Genomic DNA, 22,831 nt, shown 5'->3' on the forward strand with positions numbered 1-22,831 from the left:
GTCCCGTACGGCCGTCCCCGCCGAACCGCTTCCCTGGACCCATGACCGCAAGAGCAGAGGTGGCCGCACTGGCGGCCCGCACGCGGCCGTACCTGATCGGCGTACGGCACCACAGTCCCGCACTGGCCGTCGCCGTGCCCCGGCTGCTGGACGCCGCGGACGCCGAGGCCGTCTGCGTCGAACTGCCGGCCGACTTCCAGTCCTGGCTGCCGTACCTCTCCGATCCGCGCACCACGGCGCCGGTGGCCCTGGCCGGCGCGTACGGGGACGGACGGCTGCGCCTGTACCCCCTCGCCGACTTCTCCCCGGAACTGGTGGCGATCCGCTGGGCGCGGGAGCGGGGCGCGGAGGTGATCTGCTGCGACCTGCCCCTCACGGCACCGGAGTGGACGACCGCCCCGGCGGCCGACCCGGAAGCGGCCGGTCCGGACGCGGACGACCTGTGGGACCGCACCGTGGAGGCGCTCGCGCCCGGCAGCGCTCCCGACGCAGTGCGCCGCGCCGCCCTCGGCTTCGGCTGGGCCGTGCGCCGGGACCGGGCGGCCCGCGGCGGCATCGCGGCCGTCGACCTCGCCCGGGAGGCGCACATGCGCCGGGCCGTCGCGGCGGCCGGGACCGGCGGGCGCCGGGTCGCTGCGGTGATCGGCGCCTGCCACGCGCCCGGACTGACCGACGGGGGCGGGGCCACGGCCGCGGGGGAGGCGGCCGACGGGGGCTCCCCGGTCGTCACCTCCCTCGTGCCGTACGCCTTCGCCCTGCTGGACCCCCGCTCCGGATACCCGGCCGGCATCCGCGACCCGCGCTGGCAGCAGGCGGTGCTCGAGGCCGGTGGGGATCCCGGCCGGACGCGCGACGCCGCCGCGCGCGTCGTCACCGAACTGTGCCGGGAGATCCGCGCGGCCGGCCACCCCGCGGGCACCGGCGAGGCGATCGAGACCCTGCGGCTGGCCTGCGACCTCGGCACCCTGCGCGGCCTTCCGGCGCCCGGCCGGAGCGAACTCCTGGAGGCGGTGACGTCCGTACTGGGCCAGGGAGGACCACCACCCGGCCGGGTCCTGGAGACGGTGCTGGTCGGCACGGGCCGCGGCCGGCTCGCCCCCGGCACGCCCCGGTCCGGTCTCGGGCCCTGGGTGGAGGCGGAGCTCGCCTCGCTCCGGCTGCCGGGGCCGGGCAGCACCGGCAGCCGGGAGGTCCGGCTCTCGCCGCTGCGCTCCGCCCTCGACGCCCGGCGCGAGATCCTGCTCCAGCGGCTCAAGGAGTGCGGAGTGGGCTACGCGGAGCCGGTCGAGGTGTCCGCCGCGGGGGAGGGGAGCGCCCTCACCACACGCTGGCGGGCGGCCTGGACCCCGTCGGTCACGGCCCGGCTCGACCTGGTGGGCGTCCGAGGGGTCACCGCCGCCCAGGCGGCCGAGGGCACCCTGCGCGAGAACCACCGCCGGGCGACGGAGTCCGGCGGAGTCACCCCGGCGCGGGTCATCGGACTGCTGGAGGCGGCGGCCCGGTGCGCCCTGCCGGACCTGGTCGGCGACTGCCTCACGCAGGCCGCACGGGTCCTGCCCGCGGCGGCCACGCTCCCCGAACTGCTGCGGTGCGCCGATCTGTCGGAGTCGATACGCAGGGAGCACCTGCCCGGTACGACCGGGCGGACACGCCTGCGGGCCGCGGCGCTCCGCGACCTCCTGCTGGAAGCCGCCGTCCGTGCCCTGCCCGGGCTGGCCGGCAGCGACGAGACGGAGGACGCCGTCGCCCTCGTGACCCTGGCCGTCCGCAGCGGTGAGGAACGGCTCGGGCTGCGCCTGGACAGCGAGTTGCACGACCTCGCGCGCACCGGTTCCCCGCTCGTCCAGGGAGCGGCCCTGGCCGCCCGGGTGCTGCTCGACCTCGACAGCTCGGAGCTGCTGGGCGGAAGACTCGCCGGCTGGATCGACTCGGCGACGGCACCGGACAGCCGGCACCGGCTGGAGCGCCGGCTCACCGGTCTGCTCGTCGCCGCCGGACCGCTGGTCGCGTCCCTGCCCACCTCCCTCGACCCGCTGCTGGAGCGCGTCGAGACCCTGGACGACCGGGGCTTCCTCGACCGGCTCCCCGCGCTGCGCGGCGGTTTCCAGGCACTCACCCCGGAGGGACGGGGGCGGCTGCTGGCGGCCGTGACCGACCGGCTCGGCGACCGGCCCGACCTCCGGCTCACCGCGCCCGCCGAGATGACCGGCCGGTGGGCCGAGGCGGACGACGAAGGGTTCGCCCTGCTGAACGAACTGGGCCTGGCGGCTCTGGTGAACCCCCCACCCCTGGACACTCCCGTCCCGGACAGGCCGGGACACACGGTGAACGGGCCGGTGCCCGGCGGCGACGACACGGAGCGCGGGCCACGACGCCTCGGTCCCGCCGACCGCTGGCGGCTGCTGCTCGGCCACGACACGGCGCGGCTCCCCCCGGAGCTGGTGCCCTACGCCCGAGCCCTGGACGAGCTGTTCGGAGCGGAGGGGCCGACCGGGGACGAGGGCGGGGACGGCGGCGCGGAGGCGGCGGGGGAGGCGGTCCCGGACCACGGCGGTGACACGGACGAACTCACCGCCGGCCAGGGCCCGAGTTACCCCAGTGCCCGGCACTGGGCCGAGGAGCTCGAAGCGCTCTTCGGCCCGGACATCCGGGAGGAAGTCCTGGGACGTGCCGCGGCCAAGGGCCGTACGGACGTGATCGACCACCTCGACCCGGACTCGGTACGCCCCTCCGTGGAGCTGCTGTCCGCCGTGCTGTCGCTCGCCAGGGGAATGCCCGAACAGCGGATCGCCCGCCTCCGGCCCCTGGTCAGACGGCTGGTCGAGGAACTCGCCCGGGAACTCGCCGCCCGGCTGCGCCCCGCGCTGACCGGCCTCACCACCCCGCGCCCCTCCCGGCGCCCCGGCGGCCGGCTCGACCTGCCCCGTACCCTGCGGGCCAACCTCGTCCACAGCCGCCGCCTGGAGGACGGCACCGTCCGGATCGTCCCCGAGCGGCCGGTCTTCAGGACCCGCGCCGTCCGGCAGAGCGACTGGCGGCTGATCCTCGTCGTCGACGTGTCCGCCTCCATGGAGTCCTCGGTCGTCTGGTCGGCGCTGACCGCCGCCGTACTCGGCGGCGCACCCATGCTCTCCGCCCACTTCCTCACCTTCAGCACGCGGGTCGTCGACCTCACCGACCGGATCGACGACCCGCTCTCCCTGCTGCTCGAGGTGAAGGTCGGCGGCGGCACGCACATCGCGGCCGGTCTCGCACACGCCCGCACCCTGGTGACGGTGCCGAACCGCACCCTGATGGTGGTCGTCAGCGACTTCGAGGAGGGCGGCGCGGTCGACGGTCTGCTGGCCGAGGTCGGGTCCCTGGTCTCCTCCGGTGTCCACCTGCTGGGCTGCGCCGCCCTGAACGGCGACGGGACCCCCCGCTACTCGGTACCGGTCGCGCGGCGACTCGTCGCGGCCGGAATGCCGGTGGCCGCCCTCAGTCCCCTCTCGCTCGCCCGCTGGGTGGGCGAGCGCCTCCGCGGAGCGACCCGATGAGCCCCTCCCTCCCACCCGTCGCACCGGAGGTGTTCGCCTCCGCGGTGGAGAACCTCACCACACGGCTCCGCGGCAGGCTGGACGCGGCCGTCGAGGCCCTGGCCGGCACACCGGTCACCACCGGGGACGGCACCGTCCGCGTCCGCTGCGGCGAGGACGCCCGGGTGACCCTGACCCCCGGCCCGTCCGGCACCGTCACCGACCCCGGCCAGGCCCACTGCACCTGCCTGCTGGCCCCGCGCTGCCTGCACCTGGCGGCGGTACTGGGCGCCTGCCCGGTCGCCGCCGCGACGCCCGCGGCCGACGCGGCGGACGTGGACGGTCCGGCGGACGCGGACGGCCCGGCGGACCGGGCCCGGCCCGTTGGACGGGACCGTCCCGCGGATCCGGGCCGTGACCCCGGCGAAGCCCGCGGTCCGGACCGGACGCCGGGTCCGCACCGGACCGCCGGCACCACCCCCCGCACGGACCCGGACCGTCCCGCCGCCGACGGCTCCCGGGCCGCCCCCGGCCGTCCCGGTGCCGGGACGGAGGCGCTCGCCGGTTCGGGGCGCCGGTCCGTCCACGTCCCCTCCGCCGACCGGATACGGGCGGCCTCCGGGCTCTGGACGGCGGCGGCAGCCGTACTGTCCGCCGGAACGGCCGGGGCCGGAGCGGTCCTTCAGGCGGAGTTGCTGCGCGCCGCCCACACCGCCCGCCTCGCGGGTCTCCACCGTGCGGAGGCCGCCGCCCTGGACGTCGTGCGCCACCTGCGCGACGAGCGCGACCCGCTCCGGCCCCGCGCCCTCACCGTGCTGGCCGACGCCCTGCGCGAACTCCTCCTCGTCACCCACCGCCTGAAGTCCGCCGACCCCGATCCGGAGCTCATCGGTGCCGTCCGCCGCCACCACCGCCCCGACGGGCCGCTGCGGCTGTACGGCGTCTGCCGCGAACCGGTGATCGGACCGGACGGCCTCGGCGGGGTGGTCACCCACCTCGTCGACGACGACGGCCACGGGTACACGCTCCCCGACGTCGAGCCCGGCGGCCCCGCCCGCGCCCGCCGGGCCGGCAGTGCCCACGTCGCCCTCCGGTCCTTCCTGAGCGACCACTTCCGGGTGTCGCGCGGGGGCCTGGTCGTCACCGGAGCGGTCGTCGCCCCGGACGGCCGCCTGCTGCCGGAGCCGGGCGTCCGCGCCTCCTACGCCGCCGGACGGCCCTGGACCCCGCCGGACCCCGGCGGAGCCGGGCAGACCGGGTCACTGACCGTCCGCGACGTGGAGGTCGCCGCCACCGACGGCGAGGACCTGCTGGTCCGCGTACTGCCGGGGCGGGGGGACGGGCCGGTCCGGCTGGCCCCCGCGCACCGCCACCCCTCCCTCGCCCACACCGCGAACCTGCGGCGCCTGGGCGAGCACCCCGGGCTGCGGATCCGGGTCGTCGGACGCCCCGACCCCGACCGGGTCACGACCCTCCGCCCGCTCGCCGTCGCCCCGGTGTCCGGCACCGGGGCGACCCTGCGCCTGCCGGACGACTGGCAGGGCCGCGCCGATCTCGGCTACGACCACCTCCGGGACGACCACTTCCCGCCGGACCTCCCCCGTCCGTCCGAGCCCGTCCCCACGGCCGCCGCCGTGGACGACCCGCCGCTCTGGCGCGTCCGCCGACTGGTCGAACTGGCCGTCGCCGGCGGCCGCCGGGCCGCTGCCGAACCCTCGCGCGACAACGACCGGCACGGCCACGCGGCCGCCCTGCGCCGCAGTGGGTTCGTCACCGGCGCGGAGCTGGCCCTCACGCTCGGCGCGGTGGCCGCGCACCGCAGCCGCGACGCCTTCGGCCGCCCCGCCGCCGACGACCAGGACCGCTACCCCGCCCAGTGGCTCGCCACGGCCGTCTACCTCGCCGGCGCCGAAGCGGCCCTGCGCCGGAAGTCCTGGCGCGGCTAGGGCGTTCACCCGGCACACCCCACGTACCGACGACCTTCACGCCGGCGCCACCACGCCCTTCCCCGACGTTCGCTGCTCCTGGAACACTCCTTTCGCGCGCACCCCCTCAGCATCCGGCACCGCACGAGAGGCCCTCATCCATGCCCGAAGTCAACCGGCGCCGATTCCTCCAACTCGCGGGCGCCACCACGGCGTTCAGCGCGCTGTCCGCGAGCATCGAGCGGGCCGCCGCGCTCCCGGCCAACCACCGCTCGGGGTCGATCGAGGACGTCGAGCACATCGTCGTCCTGATGCAGGAGAACCGCTCCTTCGACCACTACTTCGGCAGGCTGCGCGGCGTCCGCGGCTTCGGCGACCCGCACCCGGTGACCCTGGACGGCGGCAGGTCGGTGTGGCACCAGACCAAGGCCGACGGCACGGAGGTCCTGCCCTTCCACCCGGAGGCCGACGACCTCGGCATGCAGTTCCTGGAGGGGCTGCCGCACGGCTGGTCCGACGGCCAGGAGGCCTACAACAACGGCAAGTACGACCGCTGGCTGCCCGCCAAGGGCACCACCACCATGGCGTACCTGACCCGCGAGGACATCCCCTTCCACTACGCGCTCGCCGACACCTTCACCGTCTGCGACGCCTACCACTGCTCCTTCATCGGCTCCACCGACCCCAACCGCTACTACATGTGGTCGGGCCACACCGGCAACGACGGCGAGGGCGGTGGTCCGGTCCTCGGCAACGACGAACTCGGCTACGACTGGACGACGTACCCCGAGCGTCTGGAGGAGGCCGGGATCTCCTGGAAGATCTACCAGGACATCGGCGACGGCCTGGACGCGGCCGGCCACTGGGGCTGGATCTCCGACGCCTACCGCGGCAACTACGGAGACAACTCCCTGCTGTACTTCAACAAGTACCGCGACGCCCGGCCCGGCGACCCCTGGTACGACAAGGCCCGCACCGGCACCGACGTCAAGAACGGCGACGGCTACTTCGACCGGCTCCGTGCCGACGTCAAGGCCGGGCGGCTGCCGCAGATCTCCTGGATCGCCGCGCCGGAGGCCTTCTCCGAGCACTCCAACTGGCCGTCGAACTACGGCGCCTGGTACATCTCCCAGGTCCTGGACGCGCTCACCTCCAACCCGGCCGTCTGGGCGAAGACCGCCCTGTTCATCACGTACGACGAGAACGACGGCTTCTTCGACCACGTGGTGCCGCCGCTGCCGCCGAAGTCGGCCGCGCAGGGCCGGTCCACCGTCGACGTCTCCCTGGACGTCTTCGAGGGCAGCGCGACCCACCGCGAGGGCTTCTACGGGCTCGGCCCGCGCGTGCCGATGCTGGTCGTCTCGCCGTGGAGCAAGGGCGGTTACGTCTGCTCGGAGACGTTCGACCACACCTCGGTCATCCGGTTCATGGAGCGCCGCTTCGGCGTGCGCGAGCCGGGCATCTCGCCGTGGCGGCGGGCGATCTGCGGCGATCTGACCTCCGCCTTCGACTTCTCCCGCAAGGACAGCCGGCCGCCCCGCCTGCCGGACACCGACGCCTACGAGCCGCAGGACCGCGACCGTCACCCCGACTACCGGCCCACGCCCCCGGCCGACACCGGCATGCCCCGCCAGGAGCGCGGGCTGCGCCCGGCCCGCCCGCTGAAGTACGCCCCGGCGGTGGACGGTTCCGCCGACCCGGCGACCGGGAAGTTCACGCTCACCTTCGCCTCCGGTGCCCGGGCGGGCGCCGCCTTCCTGGTCACGTCCGGCAACCGCGCCGACGGTCCCTGGACCTACACGACCGAGGCCGGCAAGGAGATCTCGGACACCTGGAACTCCGCGTACTCCGGGGGCTCGTACGACCTGACCGTGCACGGCCCGAACGGGTTCCTCCGCGTCTTCAAGGGCCCGAACGGGACCGCCGGCTGCGAGGTCACCGCCCGCCACACCGGCGACGACGTCCGGCTGACGTTCGTCAACGAGGGCTCCGGCACGGCCCGGCTGCGGCTGGCCGACGGCTACGGAGGCCGCCGCCCCGCGACCGTCACCGTCCGCCCCGGCGCCACCGTGCACCGCACCGTCGACCTGCGCGCCGGCCACCGCTGGTACGACCTGACGGTCACCTCCGCGGCCGAACCGGCTTACCTGCGCCGCTTCGTGGGGCACGTCGAGAACGGCCGGCCGGGCGTCAGCGATCCGGCGATCGTCACGGACTGACCGCCGTCGGGGCTGGGCCGGGGGTGTCACGCAGCCCGGCGTTCGCGGGGGGCCTCCCCCACTCTCGGCTTCTCCCCCACTCTCGGCTGCGCTCGAGCGGGGGGACCCCATGGGCGGGGGGACCCCCACCGCCCGCCCGTGCCGCCCCCGGGGGTACCTCCTAGGCCTTTGAGGCACTGGGGGAGGCGCCACTGCCCGCAGTGACGGCGGCGTGACTGCCCGCAGTTGCGGCAGGGTGGTCCTCCGCGGAGCTCCGCTGCCGCGCCGCGGGAGGGTTCAGGTGAGCCGGGTCCGGGGGTGCTCCCGTCCGCTGGGGCGTCGCCCTGCTCAGCAGCAGCACGCCCCAGGACGCGAGCCCTGCGCCGGCCAGCGCGAGCAGGATGCCCGCCGGGCCGTCGCGGAGGCGTTCGCCGAGGAGGGAGAGGCCGATCACCGCGGCCGCCAGCGGGTTCGCCAGGGTGACCACCGCGAGCGGGGCGCCCAGGCCGCCCCGGTAGGCGGTCTGGGACAGCAGCAGCCCGCCGGCCGCGAAGGCGGCCACCAGCAGCGCCACCACGGCCACCTGGACGCCGGGCAGCGGACCGGACCGGTCCGTCACCGCGACCGTCACGGTCTGGGTGAGCGCCGAGGCCACCCCGGAGGCGAGGCCCGACGCGGACGCGTGCCGCAGACCGGGCCGGGCCCCCGGCCACGACAGCAGGCCGATCAGGGCCGCCGTACCGCCCGCGACGGCCAGCGCCTCGGGCACGCCCAGCACGTCATCGGGCGCCGGTCCGGACGCCGTGGCCAGCACCGCCGCCAGACCGGCGAGGGTGAACGCCGTACCCCGCCACTCGACCGCGCTCACCGGCCGCCCCGCGATCCGCGCCCCCAGGGGCACCGCCGCGACCAGGGTGAGGGCGCCCAGCGGCTGGACCACGGTGAGCGGGCCGTACCTGAGCGCCACCACGTGGAGCAGCGCGGCCGAGGCGTTCAGCGCGACCGCCCACCACCAGGCGCCCTCGGCCAGCAGCCGCAGCGTGCCGGTGCCGGCGGACCGGGAGGCCAGCCGTTCCTGGGCCACCGCCGCGGCGGCGTAGGCGACGGCGGAGACGAGGGACAGCAGGACGGCCACGACGACGGAGCTCACCGGCCCGCCCCCGCGAGCGCCCGGTCCCGCGCCGGCACCTGACGGGCCCGGACCCGGCCCGGACCCGCCGCCGGGTGCCGCGGCGGGCGCAGCACCACGAGCGCGAGGCCCAGCAGCGCCGCCGCCACGAGCGCGTCCAGCCAGAAGTGGTTCGCCGTCCCCACGATCACCAGCAGCGTCACCAGCGGGTGCAGCAGCCACAGCCACCGCCACCACGCGCGCGTGACGACGACCAGGCCGACCGCCACCATCAGCGCCCACCCGAAGTGCAGCGAGGGCATCGCCGCGAACTGGTTCGACAACCGGTCGGTCCCCGGCGGGCCGTACACCGACGGCCCGTACACCCGCGCGGTGTCCACCAGGCCCGTGGCGGCGAGCATCCGCGGCGGGGCGAGCGGGAACGCCAGGTGCAGCACCAGCGCGGCGGCGGTGACCGCCGCCAGGATCCGGCGCGCCCAGACGTAGTGGGCCGGGCGGCGCAGGTAGAGCCAGACCAGGAAGGCCGCGGTGGCCGGGAAGTGGACGACCGCGTAGTAGGTGTTCGCGAGGTGCGCGAGCCCGTCGCCGCGCAGCAGCAGGGACTGCACCGCGCCCTCGCCGGGCAGGCGGAGCGCGCGCTCCAGGTCCCACACCCCGTGGCCGTTGCGGTACGCCTCGCCGGTGTGGCCGGTCGCCAGCCGCCGGCCGAGCTTGTAGACGAGGAAGAGCCCCGCCACCAGCAGGAGTTCACGTACGAGCGGCGGGCGCGCCGGTGCGTCGGACCCCGCGGGTCCAGGCTCCTCGCGGCCATTCATCCCCGGCCCTTTCTGTCGTGGTGCAGACGGTGCGCGCGGGTACCGACTCTCATCGATACGGGTTCGTACCGATACGCCAGTGTACCGATACGGTTGCGTACCGGTACGTCCGCGTACCGGTACACTGGTGCACCGATGGCGCACGCCTCACATGAGGGACAAGGAGCCGAGCCGATGACGTCGCAGGACGCGGACCGCCCCGGGCCGGCCGGGACCTCGCGCCGCTCCAAGATCACGCCGGAGCGTGAGCGGGAGTTCTTCGACGCCGTGCTGGACCAGATCCGCGAGTGCGGCTACGACGCCGTCACCATGGAGGGCGTCGCCGCCAGCACGCGGTGCAGCAAGTCCACGCTGTACCGGCAGTGGCGGACCAAGCCCCGGTTCGTCGCCGCCGCCCTGCGCTCCAGCCGGCAGGCGCGGTTCGCCCGCGTCGACACCGGCACCCTCGCCGGGGACCTGCGCGAGGTCGCGCGGTGCGCGGGGGAGTGGTCGCCGAAGGACACCACGCTGCTCCAGGCGCTCGGGCACGCGGTCGTCCAGGACCGGGAACTGGCGCAGGCGCTGCGCGAGGCACTGGTCGACCCGGAGATCGGCGCGCTGGAGGAGATCCTGCGGCGCGGCGTCGAGCGCGGGGAGGTCACCGCCGGGAACCCGGCGCTGGAGTACGTTCCGGCGCAGATCTTCGGTGTGCTGCGGGTCCGGCCCATACTGGAGGGCCGCAACGCGGACCCGGACTATCTGCTCCGGTTCGTGGAGGCCGCCGTACTGCCGGCCCTCGGCCTCGAATGAGACGCAGGCCGCCGTCGACGGGATGACCGTACGGCGGCCTGACCGCGCCGCACCGTGGGGACGGGGGCGGCGCCCACCCCGGCCGGGTGGGACACCTCTTGAGCGGAGGGGTGCCCCACCCGGCCGTCACGGTACGGGTGTCAGACGTCCTGGCCGTTGCCGCCGCCGCCCGACGACACCTCGATGCCCTCGGTGATCTCGTCGAGCACGGACTGCTCCTGATCGGTGTCCACCCCGAAGCGGACCACGACGATCTGCTGCGGCTGCGCGGGGGACGGGAAGGCCAGCGACTGGACGTACCCGTCGGAGCCCTTGCTGGTCACCGCCTTCCAGCGCACCAGGTAACCCTTCTGCCCGGCCACGGTCACGGCCTTGGACGCGAGGACGTCGTGCGAGGTGATCTTCCCGTAGGCCTCACCGCCGTAACTCTCCTCGGCGTTGGCGGAGATGTCCGCCTTGGCGACCTCCTCGGCGGTGGAGCCCTTGATGCCGAACGCCAGGGCCGGCGCCGAGTACGCACCGCCCTTGGTGCAGGTCTTGGAGGTGTCGCCGGGGCAGTCGTACGAGTCCTCCGACGTCACCGAGGCACCCACCTGGAGCTCCTGGCCGTACCAGCCGTCCGGGATGGGCAGGCTGATCCCGCTCAGTCCGTCGGTCACCGACCCGCTCTCCACCCGCGGCGCCTCGGACCCGTCCGGCGCGGGCTCCTCGCCACCGGAACCGCCGGAACCACCGGAACCGCCGGAGTCCCCGTCCTGCCCGTCCGGGTCGCCGAACGGCCCGCCGTCCCGCCCGCCCGGCCCCTGCGAGGTCGCGGTACCGCCGCTCCCGCCGTCGTCCGTCAGCGCGTACACACCCACACCGACGCTCGCCAGGACGGCGACGGCCACCGCCACGGCTATCCCGTTCCGCACCCGCCGGCCCCGCCCGGGCGGGGCCGGAGCGGGATACGCCGGGTAGGCCGGATACGCCGGCCCGCCCGCGCCGCCCGGCGCCGGGGGACCCCAGGCAGCGGCCTGCCCCACCGGACGGACCTGCTCCGTCCAGGCGTCGCCGTCCCACCAGCGCTCGGTGGCCGGCCCCTCATTCGTCTGCCCGGGGTCGGGGTACCACCCGGGAGGAGTCACCTGCGTCATGCCCCCACCGTATGAGGCCTCGGTGAAAGCCGGATGAGAGAGCCCCGTCACACCCCCGTACGGACCGCCCGGTGATTGCCCTCTCCCCGCCCCTTGACAGCAGTTGACCATCAGGACCCCTGGTAGGGGACGGTGCGCGTCGATTCCGTGGGGCCGTGTCACCCGTCACGGCAACACGTGGCGAGAGCGGGCACCGCTTCGACGGCAGGAGGACTAGGCTCAAGGCCTGTACGTCGTTCGGGCGACTCTGGGGAGGTAGCGGGATGACGGAGGTACGGCCCCCGGCCGTCCCCTCGGCCGCTCTGTGGGAGCGTGACGAGGAAGTCGCCGCGATCGCGGAGGCCGTCGACACCCTGTGTGCGGACCGCTCCTCGCCGGGCGGCCTGCTGGTGTTCCGGGGCGAGGCCGGACTCGGCAAGACCGCGCTGCTGGCCGAGACCCGCCGCATCGCCGAACAGCGCGGCTGCACCGTGTGGTCGGCCCGCGGCGGCGAGACCCTGCGCTCCGTCCCCTTCAACGTCGTGCGCCAACTCCTCCAGCCCGCACTGGTGTCGATGCTGCCGGAGGAGGCACGCGAGTACCTCGGCGACTGGTACGACATCGCCGGCCCCGCCCTCGGCATCGCCGACCCCGGCGAGGGGCACGCCGACCCGCGGGGCGTGTGCGAGGGACTGGTCGCCGCCGTGCGCCGGCTGGCCCGCCGGGACTGGCCGCTGGTCCTGCTGATCGACGACGCGCACTGGGCCGACCAGGAGACCCTGCGCTGGCTCGCCTCCTTCGCCGAACGCCTGGCGGACCTGTCCGTCCTCGTCGTGGTCGCCCGCCGGCCCGGCGAGATCTCCGGAGCGAGCGCCCGGTACCTCGACGCCGTCGCCGCCGACCGGCCCGTCACCACCCTCAGCGCCCTCACCCCGGAGGCCACGGCCGGACTCACCCGCGCCGCACTGGGCGAGAACGCCGACGCCGCGTTCTGCCGCGAGGTCTGGGCCGTCACCGGCGGCAACCCCTACGAGACCGTCGAACTCCTCGCCAAGGTCCAGGACAGCGAACTCGAACCCGTCGAGGCCCACGCCGGCGAACTGCGCGACCTGAACCGCTCCGCCCGCGGCGGCGGACTCGTCGCCCGCCTGGAACAACTCGGCATAGACGCCACCCGGTTCGCCTGGGCCGCCGCCATCCTCGGCAACGACATCACCGTCGGCCTGGTGGCCCGGCTCGCCACCCTGGACGTCGACGACGCCGCCCGCTGCGCCGAGCTCCTGCGCAGCGCCCGCATCCTCACCGCCCCGGACCCCTCCACCACGGGCCGCACCGCACCCGCCGACCTCGAGTTCGTCCACCCCCTGATCGCCACCGCCGTCTACAACTCCATCCCCGACGCGCTGCGCCGCGCCATGCACGGCATAGCCGCCCGGATCGTCACCGACTCCGGACACGGCGCCGCCGCGGCGGCCCGCCACCTCCTCGAAGTGCACCCGGACGACGACGAGGAACTCGTCTGGCAACTGCGCGAGGCCGCCCGCGAACACCTCGCCGTCGGCGCCCCGGACGCCGCCCGCCGCTGCCTGGAACGCGCCCTGGAGGAACCGCCCCGCCCCGAGGTCCACGCGCAGGTCCTCTACGAACTGGGCTGCGCCACCTTCCTCACCGCGCCCGCCCGCACCATCGGCCATCTGCGGGCCGCCCTCGGCATGCCCGGCCTCGACGGCGACCGACGGGTGGACGCCGTGGTCCGCCTCTCCCAGGCGCTGCTGCACAACGACCAGATGGAGGAGGCCGTCCGCACCGTCGAGGCGGAGGCCGCCCGGCTCGAACCCGGCCCCGCACAGATGCGGCTGCGGACCGTGCAGTTCATGTGGGAGGGCATCCACGCCGGCGAGGCCGCCTCCCCCGGCCGCTCCGAACGGCTGGCCGAACTCGCCGCCACCTGCACCGGCCGGGACAACTCCGAACGCGCGCTGCTCATCGTGCGCGGCTTCGACGCCATGATGCGCGGCGAGAACGCCGAGGAGATCGTCGAGATCTGCGACCGCGCCCTCGTCAACGGCCGCCTCGCCCCCGGCCTCGGCTGGACCGACTCCGAGTGGGGCGTCGAACTGCTGCTGATGCTGGCCGACGCCTATGCCTACACCGACCGCCTCGACCGCGCCGAGAGCCTCTACAACGAGGCCCTGCACGCCTACGACACGGCGGGCTGGAGCGGCGGCCACCTGGCGCTGGCCCACGCCTACGTGGGACTCGGGCACCGCAGGCGGGGCCGGCTGGAGGCGGCGGAGGCGGAACTGCGCGAGTCCCTGCGCCTGGCCGAACGCGTCGGCCGCGGACTGCCCCTGTACTGGACGGCCACCTGCAACCTCGTCGACACCCTGCTCGCCCGCGGTCACGTCGACGAGGCCTGGGCGGTGGCCGAACGGCACGACTTCGCGCCGCCCTACCCGTCCACCATCGTGCTGCCCGACCCGCGCTCCGTGCGCGGCCGGCTGCTGCTCGCCGTCGGCCGAGTCCAGGAGGGCGTCAACGAACTGGAGGAGGCCCAGAAGGCGGCGGCCGCACGCGGCCACCACAATCCGGTGCACGTCTTCTGGGCCGCCGACCTCGCCCGCGCCCTCGCCACCGAGGACCCCGCCCGTGCCGCCCGGCTCGCCGTCGACGTCCGCCGGCAGGCCGAACGCTTCGGCACGGACACCGCCATAGGAGAGGCCCTGCGCGTCGCCGCCGCCCTGGAGACCGGCCAGCGCGCGGTCCGCCTCGCCGCCCAGGCGGTCACCTTCCTGGAGTCCTCCCCCTGCCAGTACGAACACGCCGCGGCCCGCGTCGAGTACGGCATCCTCGCCCGTTCCGTACCCGACCTCGAACGCGGCCTCGCCCTGGCCCGCTCCTGCGGCGCGGACGGCCTGGTGAAGCGGGCCAGGGAGGAGCTCGGGACGGCCGTGGAACCGCGCTAGCCGTTCCGTCCCGGGAGGACGCCCCCGGCTACTCGGCCTCCTCCGCCAGCACCCGCTGGGCCGTCGCGAACGCCGAGTTCGCCGCCGGGACCCCGCAGTACACGGCCGTCTGGAGCAGCACCGCCCCGATCTCCTCGGGGGTGAGCCCGTTGCGGCGCGCCGCGCGGACGTGCAGGGCGAGTTCGTCGTAGTGGCCGTGCGCGACCAGCGCCGTGAGCGTGATCATGCTGCGTTCGCGGCGGCTGAGGGTCGGGTCGGTCCAGATCTCGCCCCAGGCGTAGCGCGAGATGAAGTCCTGGAAGCGGGCCGTGAACGGCGTCTGCCGGGCCTGCGCCCGGTCCACGTGCGCGTCGCCCAGCACCTCACGGCGCACCTCCATGCCGCGCCGGGCCGTCCCGTCGAAGTGCGCCCGCAACGCGGCCAGCACCGCCTCCGGGCGCTGGGCCGGCGCCAGGTGCGAGGCACCCGGGATCTCCACGAGCGCGGCGTCCGGCACCGCGTCCGCGATCTCCCGCAGATGCTCGGGGGGCGTCGCCGGATCCTCCCGGCCGGCCACCAGCAGCGTCGGCACGGACACCTCCGCCAGCCGGTCCCGCAGATCGAACGCGGCCAGCGCGTCACAGCAGGCGGCGTACGCCTCCGGGTCGGCCTCCCGGTGGTCCCGGACCAGCCCCGGCACGGTGAACCCGGACGTGAACCACCGGGCGTCTGCGCCCTCCGCGAGTGCGGCGAGCCCCTCGCTCCGCACCCGCGCCGCCCGCTCCTCCCACGGCTTCGCGCCGTTGAAGTGCGCCGAGGAGCAGATCACGGCCAGCGACGACAGCCGGTCCGGATGGTGCACGGCCAGATGCAGCCCCACCGCACCGCCCAGCGAGACGCCCGCGTACGCGAACCGCTCGACGCCGAGCGCGTCGGCGAGCGCGAGCACAAGACCGGCGAGGTCGCCGACGGTCGCACCGGGACCGATCAGCCCCGCCGCCGAACCGCCGTGCCCCGGCAGGTCCCAGCGGACCACGCGGTGCGCGGCCGACAGCTCGGGCGCCACCTCGTCCCACAGGGCGTACGACGTGCCGAGCGAGGGGCCGAGCAGCAGCGGGGGAGCGGAAGCGGGGCCTTCGGCACGGTGATTGAGCAGTGCGCTTGTCAACGTCGCTCCAGAGCACGGTCGGTGAGAGGTCCGGCGGAGCCGGTGTAACGGGCGGGGTCGATGAGGGAGGAGACGTCGGTCTCCTTCAACTCGGTTTCGGCGGCGAGCAGTTCACCGAGGTCACGGCCCTCCTGGTACGCCCGCCGGGTCAGCTCCGTGAGCAGCTCCTTCGCGCGGGCGCGGCCGAGGACCGGCGCCAGCTCGGCGGAGAGCCGCTCGGAGACGATCAGTCCGTGGGTGAGCCGGAGGTGCTCGGCCATGACCTCCGGACGCACCCGCAGCCCCTCGGTCAGTTCGGCGGCGTCCCGGGCGGCACCGCCCACCAGACGGAGCAGGTCCCTCAGCGGTTCCCATTCGGCGTGCCAGGCACCGGCCGGCCGCTCGTCCTCGGCCGCCAGTGAGCCGTACAGCGTCGCCGCGAGCTGCGGTGCGCGCCGTGCCGCCGCCGCGATCAGGGTCGAGCGCACCGGGTTCGCCTTGTGCGGCATGGCCGAGGACCCGCCGCCGCTGCCCTCGGCGACCTCGGCGATCTCCGTGCGGGAGAGGGTGAGGACGTCCGCCGCGAGCTTGCCCAGCGCGCCGGCGGCGAAGGCGAGGCAGCCGGCGAGATCGGCGACCGGCGTGCGGAGCGTGTGCCAGGGCAACAGGGGCTCGACGAGCCCGAGTTCACGGGCGTACGCGCCCGGCAGCGCGGTGGCGTCCTCGGCCCCGTACGCGGAGAAGGCCGCCAGCGTCCCGGCCGCACCGCCGAGTTGGGCGGGCAGTGAGCCGCGTACCGCCGTCACCCGGTCCCGCGCGTCCAGCACCAGCGACCGCCATCCGGCCGCCTTCAGTCCGAACGTCGTCGGTACGGCGTGCTGGGTCAGCGTCCGGCCCGGCATCGGCGTGTCACGGTGCTCGGCGGCCAGTTCGGCCAGGGCCCGCCGGCAGCGGTCGAGGTCGGCGAGGACCGGGCCCAGGGCGCGGTGGGCGACCAGCATCATGGCGGTGTCCATGATGTCCTGGCTGGTCGCACCCCGGTGCACGTACGGGCCGTACTCCTCGCCGACCGCCCGGGTCAGCTCCGCGACCAGCGGGATCACCGGATTCCCGCCGCCCCGCGCCCGCACGGCGAGGGACGCGACGTCGAAACCGGCCGGGTCGGCGGCCTCCGTCACCGCCGTCGCCGCCCGTGCCGGGGCGAGCCCCAGTGCGGCCTGGGCGCGGGTCAGCGCGGCCTCCGCGTCGAGCAGCGCCCGCAGGAACGCCGCGTCTGCCGTCTCGGCGGCGGCCGGGGAGCCGGCCCACCCGGGGGCGAGCAGACCGGTGTCGGTGTCGGCTGATGTCACTGGAACTCCAGGAAGACCGTCTCGCCCTCGCCCTGAAGGCGGATGTCGAAACGGTACGTGCCGGCGCCCTGGTCCTTCGCGATCAGCGTGTCGCGTCGCTCCTCGTCGAGCCGGGACAGCAGCGGGTCCGCCGCCGGCGCCGCGTCGTCGCCGGGCAGGTAGATCCGGGTGAACAGGTGTACCAGCAGACCCCGCGCGAAGACGCACACGCTCAGGTGGGGCGCGCTGCGGCCGCGTGCTCCGGGTCGCAGGGTGCGCGCGGACCAGTGACCGTTCGCGTCGGTCTGGATCCGGCCCCAGCCGGTGAACTCCACGCCGTTGCGGCCGAGGAAGCCGCCCGTCGCCGGGTCGCGCCGCATCGAGCCGTCGACCCGGGGCACGTTGCCGTCCGGGTCCGGGCCCCACAGCTCCAGGAAGGCGTCCGGCAGCGGGGCGCCGTCGCCGTCGTACACGTACCCGTGGAGGGTGATGGTGTCCGGGTGGCCGACGGGCGCGATGTCGCCGCCGCCGGGGAAGGGCAGGGCGTGGCCGTAGAAGGGGCCGACCGTGTGGGACGGGGTGGGCAGCACGGTCTCCGGACGCGTGGTGTCGATCTTCGTCATGGCGGGTCAGCGCCCCTCTTCCATCCAGGTGGCCTGCGGTCCGTCGAGCACGATGTCCCAGTGGTAGCCCATCGAGAACTCCGGCACCGACAGGCTGTGGTCGTACGTCGCGATCAGCCGCTGCCGTGCGGCGTCGTCCGTCACCGACTGGATGATCGGGTCGTACGGGAAGAGCGGATCGCTGGGGAAGTACATCTGCGTCACCAGCCGCTGGGTGAACGACGTGCCGAAGACCGAGAAGTGGATGTGGGCGGGCCGCCAGGCGTTGAGGTGCTGGCGCCAGGGGTACGGGCCCGGCTGGACGGTGGTGAAGTGGTAGCGGCCCTCGTCGTCGCTGAGGGTGCGGCCCACGCCGGTGAAGTTCGGGTCCAGCGGGGCGTCGTGCTGCTCGCGCTGATGGGCGTAGCGGCCCGCCGAGTTGGCCTGCCAGATCTCGATGAGCTGGCCGCGGACCGGGCGCCCGGCGCGGTCGAGCAGCCGGCCGGAGACGGTGATGCGCTCGCCGATCGGCTCGCCGGGGTGCTGCCGGGTCAGGTCGTTGTCGATCTCCGTGATGTCCCGCTCGCCGAACGCGGGGGAGGACAGCTCCACCAGCTCCGGGTCCTTGGTGACGTCGATGGCGACCGGGGGCCGCTTCGGGTGGCGCAGCACCGAGGAGCGGTACGGCGCGTAGTCGCGGCGCGGCTGGTGCTCGACGGGCGCGCCGTCGGCGACCCGCTTCTCGTACGCGGCGTGCTCGGCCGCGATCTCCCGGTCGATGTCGGCTTGAGTGAGTGCGTCGGTCACGACAGGCCCTCCCCGAGGGTGAGTTCGGCTCCGGTCTTGGCGGTGATCTCCTCGGTGGTGACACCGGGAGCGGTCTCGACGAGGACGAGCCCGTCGTCGGTGACGTCGAGGACGCCTAGGTCGGTGATGATCCGGTCCACGCACGCCTTGCCGGTCAGCGGCAGCGCGCACTCCGTCAGGATCTTCGGCGAGCCGTCCTTGGCGGTGTGGGTCATCACCACGATCACCGTGCGGGCGCCGTGGACCAGGTCCATCGCGCCGCCGATGCCGGTGACGAGCTTGCCGGGCACCGCCCAGTTGGCCAGGTCACCTTGCGCGGAGACCTGCATCGCGCCCAGCACCGCGACGTCGATGTGCCCGCCCCGGATCATCCCGAAGGACAGCGCCGAGTCGAAGAAGGAGGCGCCCGGGAGGACGGTGACGGTCTCCTTGCCCGCGTTGATCAGGTCCGGGTCGACGGCGTCCTCGGCGGGGTAGGGGCCGGTGCCCAGGATGCCGTTCTCGCTCTCCAGCACCACCTCGACACCGGCCGGGAGGTGGTTGGGGATCAGCGTGGGCAGGCCGATGCCGAGGTTGACGTACTGGCCGTCGCGCAGTTCCCGGGCCGCCCGCGCGGCCATCTCTTCCCGTGTCCAGGCCATCAGCCGCTCACCGTCCGCCGCTCGATCTTCTTGTCCGCCGCCTGCTCGGGCGTGAGGGCGACCACCCGCCGCACGAAGACGCCCGGCAGGTGCACGGCGTCCGGCTCGATCTCCCCGGGCTCGACCAGCTCCTCCACCTCGGCGACGGTGACCTTGCCCGCCATCGCCGCGAGGGGGTTGAAGTTGCGGGCGGACTTGTTGAACACCAGGTTCCCGTGCCGGTCGCCCTTCGCCGCCCGCACCAGCGCGTAGTCGGTGCGGATGCCGCGCTCCAGCACGTACTGGGTGCCGTCGAACTCCCGGACCTCCTTGGGCGGCGAGGCGAGGGCCACCCCGCCGGAGCCGTCGTAGCGCCAGGGCAGTCCGCCCTCGGCGACCTGCGTGCCCACACCCGCCGGGGTGTAGAACGCGGGGATGCCGGCGCCCCCGGCGCGCAGCCTTTCGGCGAGCGTGCCCTGCGGGATCAGCTCCACCTCCAGCTCGCCGGCCAGGTACTGCCGCGCGAACTCCTTGTTCGCGCCGATGTAGGAACCGGTCACCCGGGCGATCCGGCCCGCCGCCAGCAGCACCGCGAGCCCGGACTCCATCGCCCCGCAGTTGTTCGAGACGATCGACAGGCCGTCGACCCCCCGCTCGTACAGCGCCTGGATCAGCACGTTCGGCACGCCGCTGAGGCCGAAGCCGCCCACCGCCAGTGACGCGCCGTCCGGCACGTCAGCCACCGCCTCCGCAGCCGAGGCGACCACCTTGTCCATCCGAGGAATCCCGTCCCTTCGAGGCGGCCCGACCGAGTTAGTCAGGGCACTGAGTATTTCCGCGAGGTCGGCCTCACGCTGCCATCGAGAGGGCCGGAGCGTCAATACCCTGGTCATTTCCGCATCGAACGACACGCGAGGTCACGACGAAGACGCACTCGTGCGGGTATTGTTCAGTGCACCAACGAAAACGACTGGGGAGCGCACATGGCCGCGGTGGACCTCACCACCCATCCCGGGCACCTCGCCCGGCGGCTCCAGCAGGCGCACCACCTGCTGTGGAACACGATGGTCTCCGAGGAGATCACCTCGCCGCAGTTCGCGGTCCTCAACGCGCTCGTCGCCGAGCCGGGCCTGGACCAGCGCACCGTGGGGGAGCGGGTCGGCCTCGACCGGTCCACCATCGCCGAGGTGATCGGCCGGCTCATCCGGCGCGGGCTGCTGGACAAGGTCCGCGATCCGCAGGACGGCCGCCGCTTCCTGCTGCGCCTCACCGACGACGGTGTGCGCACCCACCGCAGGCTGACGGTGCGCACCGCGCGGATGAACCAGGTCTTCCTGGCCCCGCTCGACGCCGGCGAGCAGGCGCTCTTCATCGACCTGATCCGGCGGGTGGCGGACGCGGCCGAAGGACTGCGCGATCCCGCCCCCTCCCTGGCCGCACCGCGCTGAGACTCAGGGCGTCTCCGCGTACACCACCCAGACCTGGCCGCGCGCGAAGGTCATCCGCTCGCCCGCCCCGGTGGTGAACGAGGTGCCGTCCTCGGCGGCCGGACGGCTCCAGTTCGCCTCGTACCCGCGTCCGTCGCGCAGCACGGTGGCCTCCCCGGAGCCCACCGTCTCGGTGTACGGGGTGGTGTTGCCGAGGAAGTCCCGGAACCCGGAGGGGCGCACGGTCACGTACTGCACGACCACCGTCGCGGGCGCCAGCCGCTCGCCCCGCGCGGTGAGCGCCGGGGTGCCGTCCATCGAGACCAGCCAGCGGTCGCGGGCACCGGACCAGGTGAAGGTGAAGCGGGCGGCCGGGTAGCGCACCGTGAGTTCGTTTCGGGGCTCGCCGTCCGCCGGGGGCCGGCCGAAGCGGAAACCGGTGGTCAGGGCGGCCGCGCCGGGCGGGTCGTCCATGAGCCGCTCCGGTCGCAGATACAGGTTGTGGGGAGCGGACCGGCCGGGGTCCCGGGTGTAGGCATCGGGCTCCGACCCGGGCGTCACCGTCTCGAGCGGTGCCCGCTCGATCAGCGGCACCAGCTTGCTCTGCGCCCCGGAGTAGGCCAGCACCGGCCGGTCGAACTGGTGCAGCAGCTCCAGATCCGACTCCCGGGCGCTGCGCACCGGACCGACGGAATCCGGCAGCTCGGTGGCGTACACGGCGATCAGTCTGCTGGTCCCACCCTCGACCTGTTCGGCGTACACCACGTCGGCGGCGTCCACGCCGGTCTGGGGCCGGGCTGCGGAGGCGTTGTCGATCTTCACGGCGAGTACCGGCGGGCCGCCCCGCCCTGTCGGCGACCCGCTCGGTGAACCCCGCCCGTCGTCGCGCGGTCCGTCCGACGCCGTGCAGCCCGCCACCGGTCCGGCCGCGAGCACCGCGGCCACCAGCATCCCCACCCCCGTGCCGCGCCGTCGGCGCGTCCCTCGCTCCGTGCCCGCCGTCGCCACCGCATTCGCCTCATATCGTCCGTTGTCTTGATTATGCGCTTTTCCGATCGTCGTTGGCCATGGGCGGTCAGAGGCGCTCCCGCGGGGTGGCTTCCACCGATCGGCTCGACGGCCGGCGGTTCGGCAGGCGGCCCCTCGGGTACCCGGACGCCCACCGCACGAACGACACACCGGCCACCACGGAGGGAGCGGGCGGCGATGAGGGCACTGACCTGGCAGGGAAAACGGGACGTGAGGGTGGAGAACGTGCCCGATCCCCGGATCGAGGAGCCGACGGACGCGGTCATCCGCGTCACCTCCACCGGACTGTGCGGATCCGATCTGCATCTGTACGAGGTCCTCACCCCGTTCATGACCCCGGGCGACATCCTCGGACACGAGCCGATGGGCATCGTCGAGGAGGTCGGCGCGGCGGTGCCCGACCTCCAGGTCGGCGACCGGGTCGTGGTGCCGTTCCAGATCGCCTGCGGCAACTGCTGGATGTGCCTCACCGGACTGCCCACCCAGTGCGAGACCACCCAGGTCACCGCCGAGGGCATGGGCGCGGCCCTGTTCGGCTACACCAGGCTGTACGGCGCGGTTCCGGGCGCCCAGGCCGAGTACCTGCGGGTCCCGCAGGCCCAGTACGGCCCGATCAAGGTGCCCGAGGGGCCGTCCGACGACCGGTTCGTCTACCTCTCCGACGTCCTGCCCACCGCCTGGCAGGCGGTCGCCTACGCCGGTGTCCCGCAGGGCGGCAGCGTCGCCGTGCTCGGGCTCGGCCCCATCGGCGACATGGCCTGCCGGATCGCCCAGGTCAAGGGCGCCGGGCGGGTGTTCGGCGTGGACCTGGTCCCGGAGCGGCTGAACCGGGCGAAGGAGCGGGGCGTGGAGACCTTCGACCTGCGCTCCTTCGACGACGAGAAGGAACTCGTCGCCGCGATCCGTGACCAGACCGACGGCCGCGGCCCCGACGCCGTGATCGACGCCGTCGGCACCGAGGCGCACGGCAGCGCGGCGGCCCGCATGGTGCAGAACGCCTCGGCGCTGCTGCCCCGCAAACTCAGCGGCCCGATGGCGGAACGCTTCAGCGTCGACCGGCTCGCCGCCCTGCACACCGCCATCGAACTGGTGCGGCGCGGCGGCACGATCTCGATCAGCGGCGTCTACGGCGGCATGGCCGACCCGATGCCCATGCTCACCCTGTTCGACAAGCAGATCCAGATGCGCATGGGCCAGGCGAACGTACGCCGCTGGAGCGACGAGATCATCCCCTACCTCACCGACGAGGACCCGCTCGGCGTCGACGACTTCGCCACCCACCGCGTGCCGCTCGACGAGGCACCGCGGGCCTACGACATGTTCCAGAAGAAGCAGGACGGCGCGGTCAAGGTACTGATCAAGCCCTGACCCGGGAGCCGGGGGCCCACCGGATGCGGCCGGGGCGGGAGACCGGAACGAACCCCGGTCTCCCGCCCCGTC

17 protein-coding genes are annotated in these 22,831 nt (G+C 74.6%); 7 read left to right on the plus strand and 10 right to left on the minus strand.

Annotation, left to right across the window (positions count from 1 at the left end):
• The first annotated feature begins 41 nt into the window (after positions 1 to 41).
• The 3 genes from AB0A94_RS31470 (at position 42) to AB0A94_RS31480 (ending at position 7,659) form a co-directional block, all read left to right on the plus strand.
• The gene (locus AB0A94_RS31470) at positions 42 to 3,536 is read left to right on the plus strand and encodes a DUF5682 family protein (RefSeq protein WP_361749376.1); all 3,495 of its coding nucleotides are present in this window, start codon (positions 42 to 44) and stop codon (positions 3,534 to 3,536) included.
• A complete protein-coding gene (locus AB0A94_RS31475) occupies positions 3,533 to 5,461 on the plus strand; it encodes a hypothetical protein (protein ID WP_361749378.1) in 1,929 nt (642 codons plus the stop codon). The genes AB0A94_RS31470 and AB0A94_RS31475 overlap by 4 nt, the downstream gene beginning before the upstream one ends.
• 140 nt (positions 5,462 to 5,601) lie before the next feature.
• Positions 5,602 to 7,659 carry a phosphocholine-specific phospholipase C gene (locus tag AB0A94_RS31480; RefSeq protein WP_361749380.1) on the plus strand — a complete coding sequence of 686 codons (2,058 nt, stop codon included), beginning with the start codon at positions 5,602 to 5,604 and terminating at the stop codon, positions 7,657 to 7,659.
• Positions 7,660 to 7,819: 160 nt separating this feature from the next.
• Here the strand turns inward: AB0A94_RS31480 and AB0A94_RS31485 are convergent, their stop codons facing one another.
• Both AB0A94_RS31485 and AB0A94_RS31490 read right to left on the minus strand, forming a co-directional pair.
• Positions 7,820 to 8,788 carry a hypothetical protein gene (locus tag AB0A94_RS31485; RefSeq protein ID WP_361749382.1) on the minus strand — a complete coding sequence of 323 codons (969 nt, stop codon included), beginning with the start codon at positions 8,786 to 8,788 and terminating at the stop codon, positions 7,820 to 7,822.
• The gene (locus AB0A94_RS31490; RefSeq protein ID WP_361749384.1) at positions 8,785 to 9,582 is read right to left on the minus strand and encodes a phosphatase PAP2 family protein; all 798 of its coding nucleotides are present in this window, start codon (positions 9,580 to 9,582) and stop codon (positions 8,785 to 8,787) included. The genes AB0A94_RS31485 and AB0A94_RS31490 overlap by 4 nt, the downstream gene beginning before the upstream one ends.
• A gap of 174 nt (positions 9,583 to 9,756) precedes the next feature.
• Between AB0A94_RS31490 and AB0A94_RS31495 the strand changes: the two genes are divergently transcribed.
• Positions 9,757 to 10,371, plus strand: coding sequence for a TetR/AcrR family transcriptional regulator (locus AB0A94_RS31495; RefSeq protein ID WP_361749386.1), 615 nt, complete (start codon positions 9,757 to 9,759; stop codon positions 10,369 to 10,371).
• Between the two features lie 140 nt (positions 10,372 to 10,511).
• Here the strand turns inward: AB0A94_RS31495 and AB0A94_RS31500 are convergent, their stop codons facing one another.
• Positions 10,512 to 11,507, minus strand: a complete 996-nt coding sequence (locus AB0A94_RS31500) for a DUF2510 domain-containing protein (protein ID WP_361749388.1) — start codon at positions 11,505 to 11,507, stop codon at positions 10,512 to 10,514.
• Positions 11,508 to 11,770: 263 nt separating this feature from the next.
• Here AB0A94_RS31500 and AB0A94_RS31505 point away from each other — a divergent pair, with 263 nt between their 5' ends.
• Positions 11,771 to 14,452 (plus strand): AAA family ATPase, encoded by a 2,682-nt coding sequence (locus tag AB0A94_RS31505; protein ID WP_361749390.1) that lies wholly within the window; start codon positions 11,771 to 11,773, stop codon positions 14,450 to 14,452.
• A 28-nt stretch (positions 14,453 to 14,480) separates the two neighbouring features.
• On the opposite strand, the gene pcaD is transcribed toward AB0A94_RS31505, so the two are convergent.
• The 6 genes from pcaD to AB0A94_RS31535 are packed head-to-tail and all read right to left on the minus strand — an operon-like array spanning position 14,481 to position 19,711.
• The gene (gene pcaD, locus AB0A94_RS31510) at positions 14,481 to 15,599 is read right to left on the minus strand and encodes a 3-oxoadipate enol-lactonase (protein WP_361749392.1); all 1,119 of its coding nucleotides are present in this window, start codon (positions 15,597 to 15,599) and stop codon (positions 14,481 to 14,483) included.
• Positions 15,596 to 16,927, minus strand: coding sequence for a 3-carboxy-cis,cis-muconate cycloisomerase (gene pcaB, locus AB0A94_RS31515; RefSeq protein WP_361749394.1), 1,332 nt, complete (start codon positions 16,925 to 16,927; stop codon positions 15,596 to 15,598). Before pcaB ends, pcaD begins: the two co-directional genes overlap by 4 nt.
• The gene (gene pcaG / locus AB0A94_RS31520) at positions 16,924 to 17,529 is read right to left on the minus strand and encodes a protocatechuate 3,4-dioxygenase subunit alpha (RefSeq protein WP_361749396.1); all 606 of its coding nucleotides are present in this window, start codon (positions 17,527 to 17,529) and stop codon (positions 16,924 to 16,926) included. Before pcaG ends, pcaB begins: the two co-directional genes overlap by 4 nt.
• A gap of 6 nt (positions 17,530 to 17,535) precedes the next feature.
• Positions 17,536 to 18,315 (minus strand): protocatechuate 3,4-dioxygenase subunit beta, encoded by a 780-nt coding sequence (gene pcaH, locus AB0A94_RS31525; protein ID WP_361749398.1) that lies wholly within the window; start codon positions 18,313 to 18,315, stop codon positions 17,536 to 17,538.
• On the minus strand, positions 18,312 to 18,956 hold the full coding sequence (locus AB0A94_RS31530; protein WP_361749400.1) for a CoA transferase subunit B: 645 nt from the start codon (positions 18,954 to 18,956) through the stop codon (positions 18,312 to 18,314). Before AB0A94_RS31530 ends, pcaH begins: the two co-directional genes overlap by 4 nt.
• Positions 18,956 to 19,711 (minus strand): CoA transferase subunit A, encoded by a 756-nt coding sequence (locus AB0A94_RS31535; RefSeq protein WP_361749402.1) that lies wholly within the window; start codon positions 19,709 to 19,711, stop codon positions 18,956 to 18,958. The genes AB0A94_RS31530 and AB0A94_RS31535 overlap by 1 nt, the downstream gene beginning before the upstream one ends.
• 207 nt (positions 19,712 to 19,918) lie before the next feature.
• On the opposite strand from AB0A94_RS31535, the gene AB0A94_RS31540 reads away from it, so the two are divergent.
• Positions 19,919 to 20,383 (plus strand): MarR family transcriptional regulator, encoded by a 465-nt coding sequence (locus AB0A94_RS31540; protein WP_361749404.1) that lies wholly within the window; start codon positions 19,919 to 19,921, stop codon positions 20,381 to 20,383.
• Positions 20,384 to 20,386: 3 nt separating this feature from the next.
• On the opposite strand, the gene AB0A94_RS31545 is transcribed toward AB0A94_RS31540, so the two are convergent.
• On the minus strand, positions 20,387 to 21,313 hold the full coding sequence (locus tag AB0A94_RS31545; RefSeq protein ID WP_361749406.1) for a DUF3048 domain-containing protein: 927 nt from the start codon (positions 21,311 to 21,313) through the stop codon (positions 20,387 to 20,389).
• A gap of 255 nt (positions 21,314 to 21,568) precedes the next feature.
• On the opposite strand from AB0A94_RS31545, the gene AB0A94_RS31550 reads away from it, so the two are divergent.
• On the plus strand, positions 21,569 to 22,759 hold the full coding sequence (locus AB0A94_RS31550) for a zinc-dependent alcohol dehydrogenase (RefSeq protein WP_361749408.1): 1,191 nt from the start codon (positions 21,569 to 21,571) through the stop codon (positions 22,757 to 22,759).
• The last annotated feature ends 72 nt before the right edge of the window (positions 22,760 to 22,831 follow it).

The organism is Streptomyces sp. NPDC044984, from assembly GCF_040646935.1.
Classification (GTDB): Bacteria; Actinomycetota; Actinomycetes; order Streptomycetales; family Streptomycetaceae; genus Streptomyces.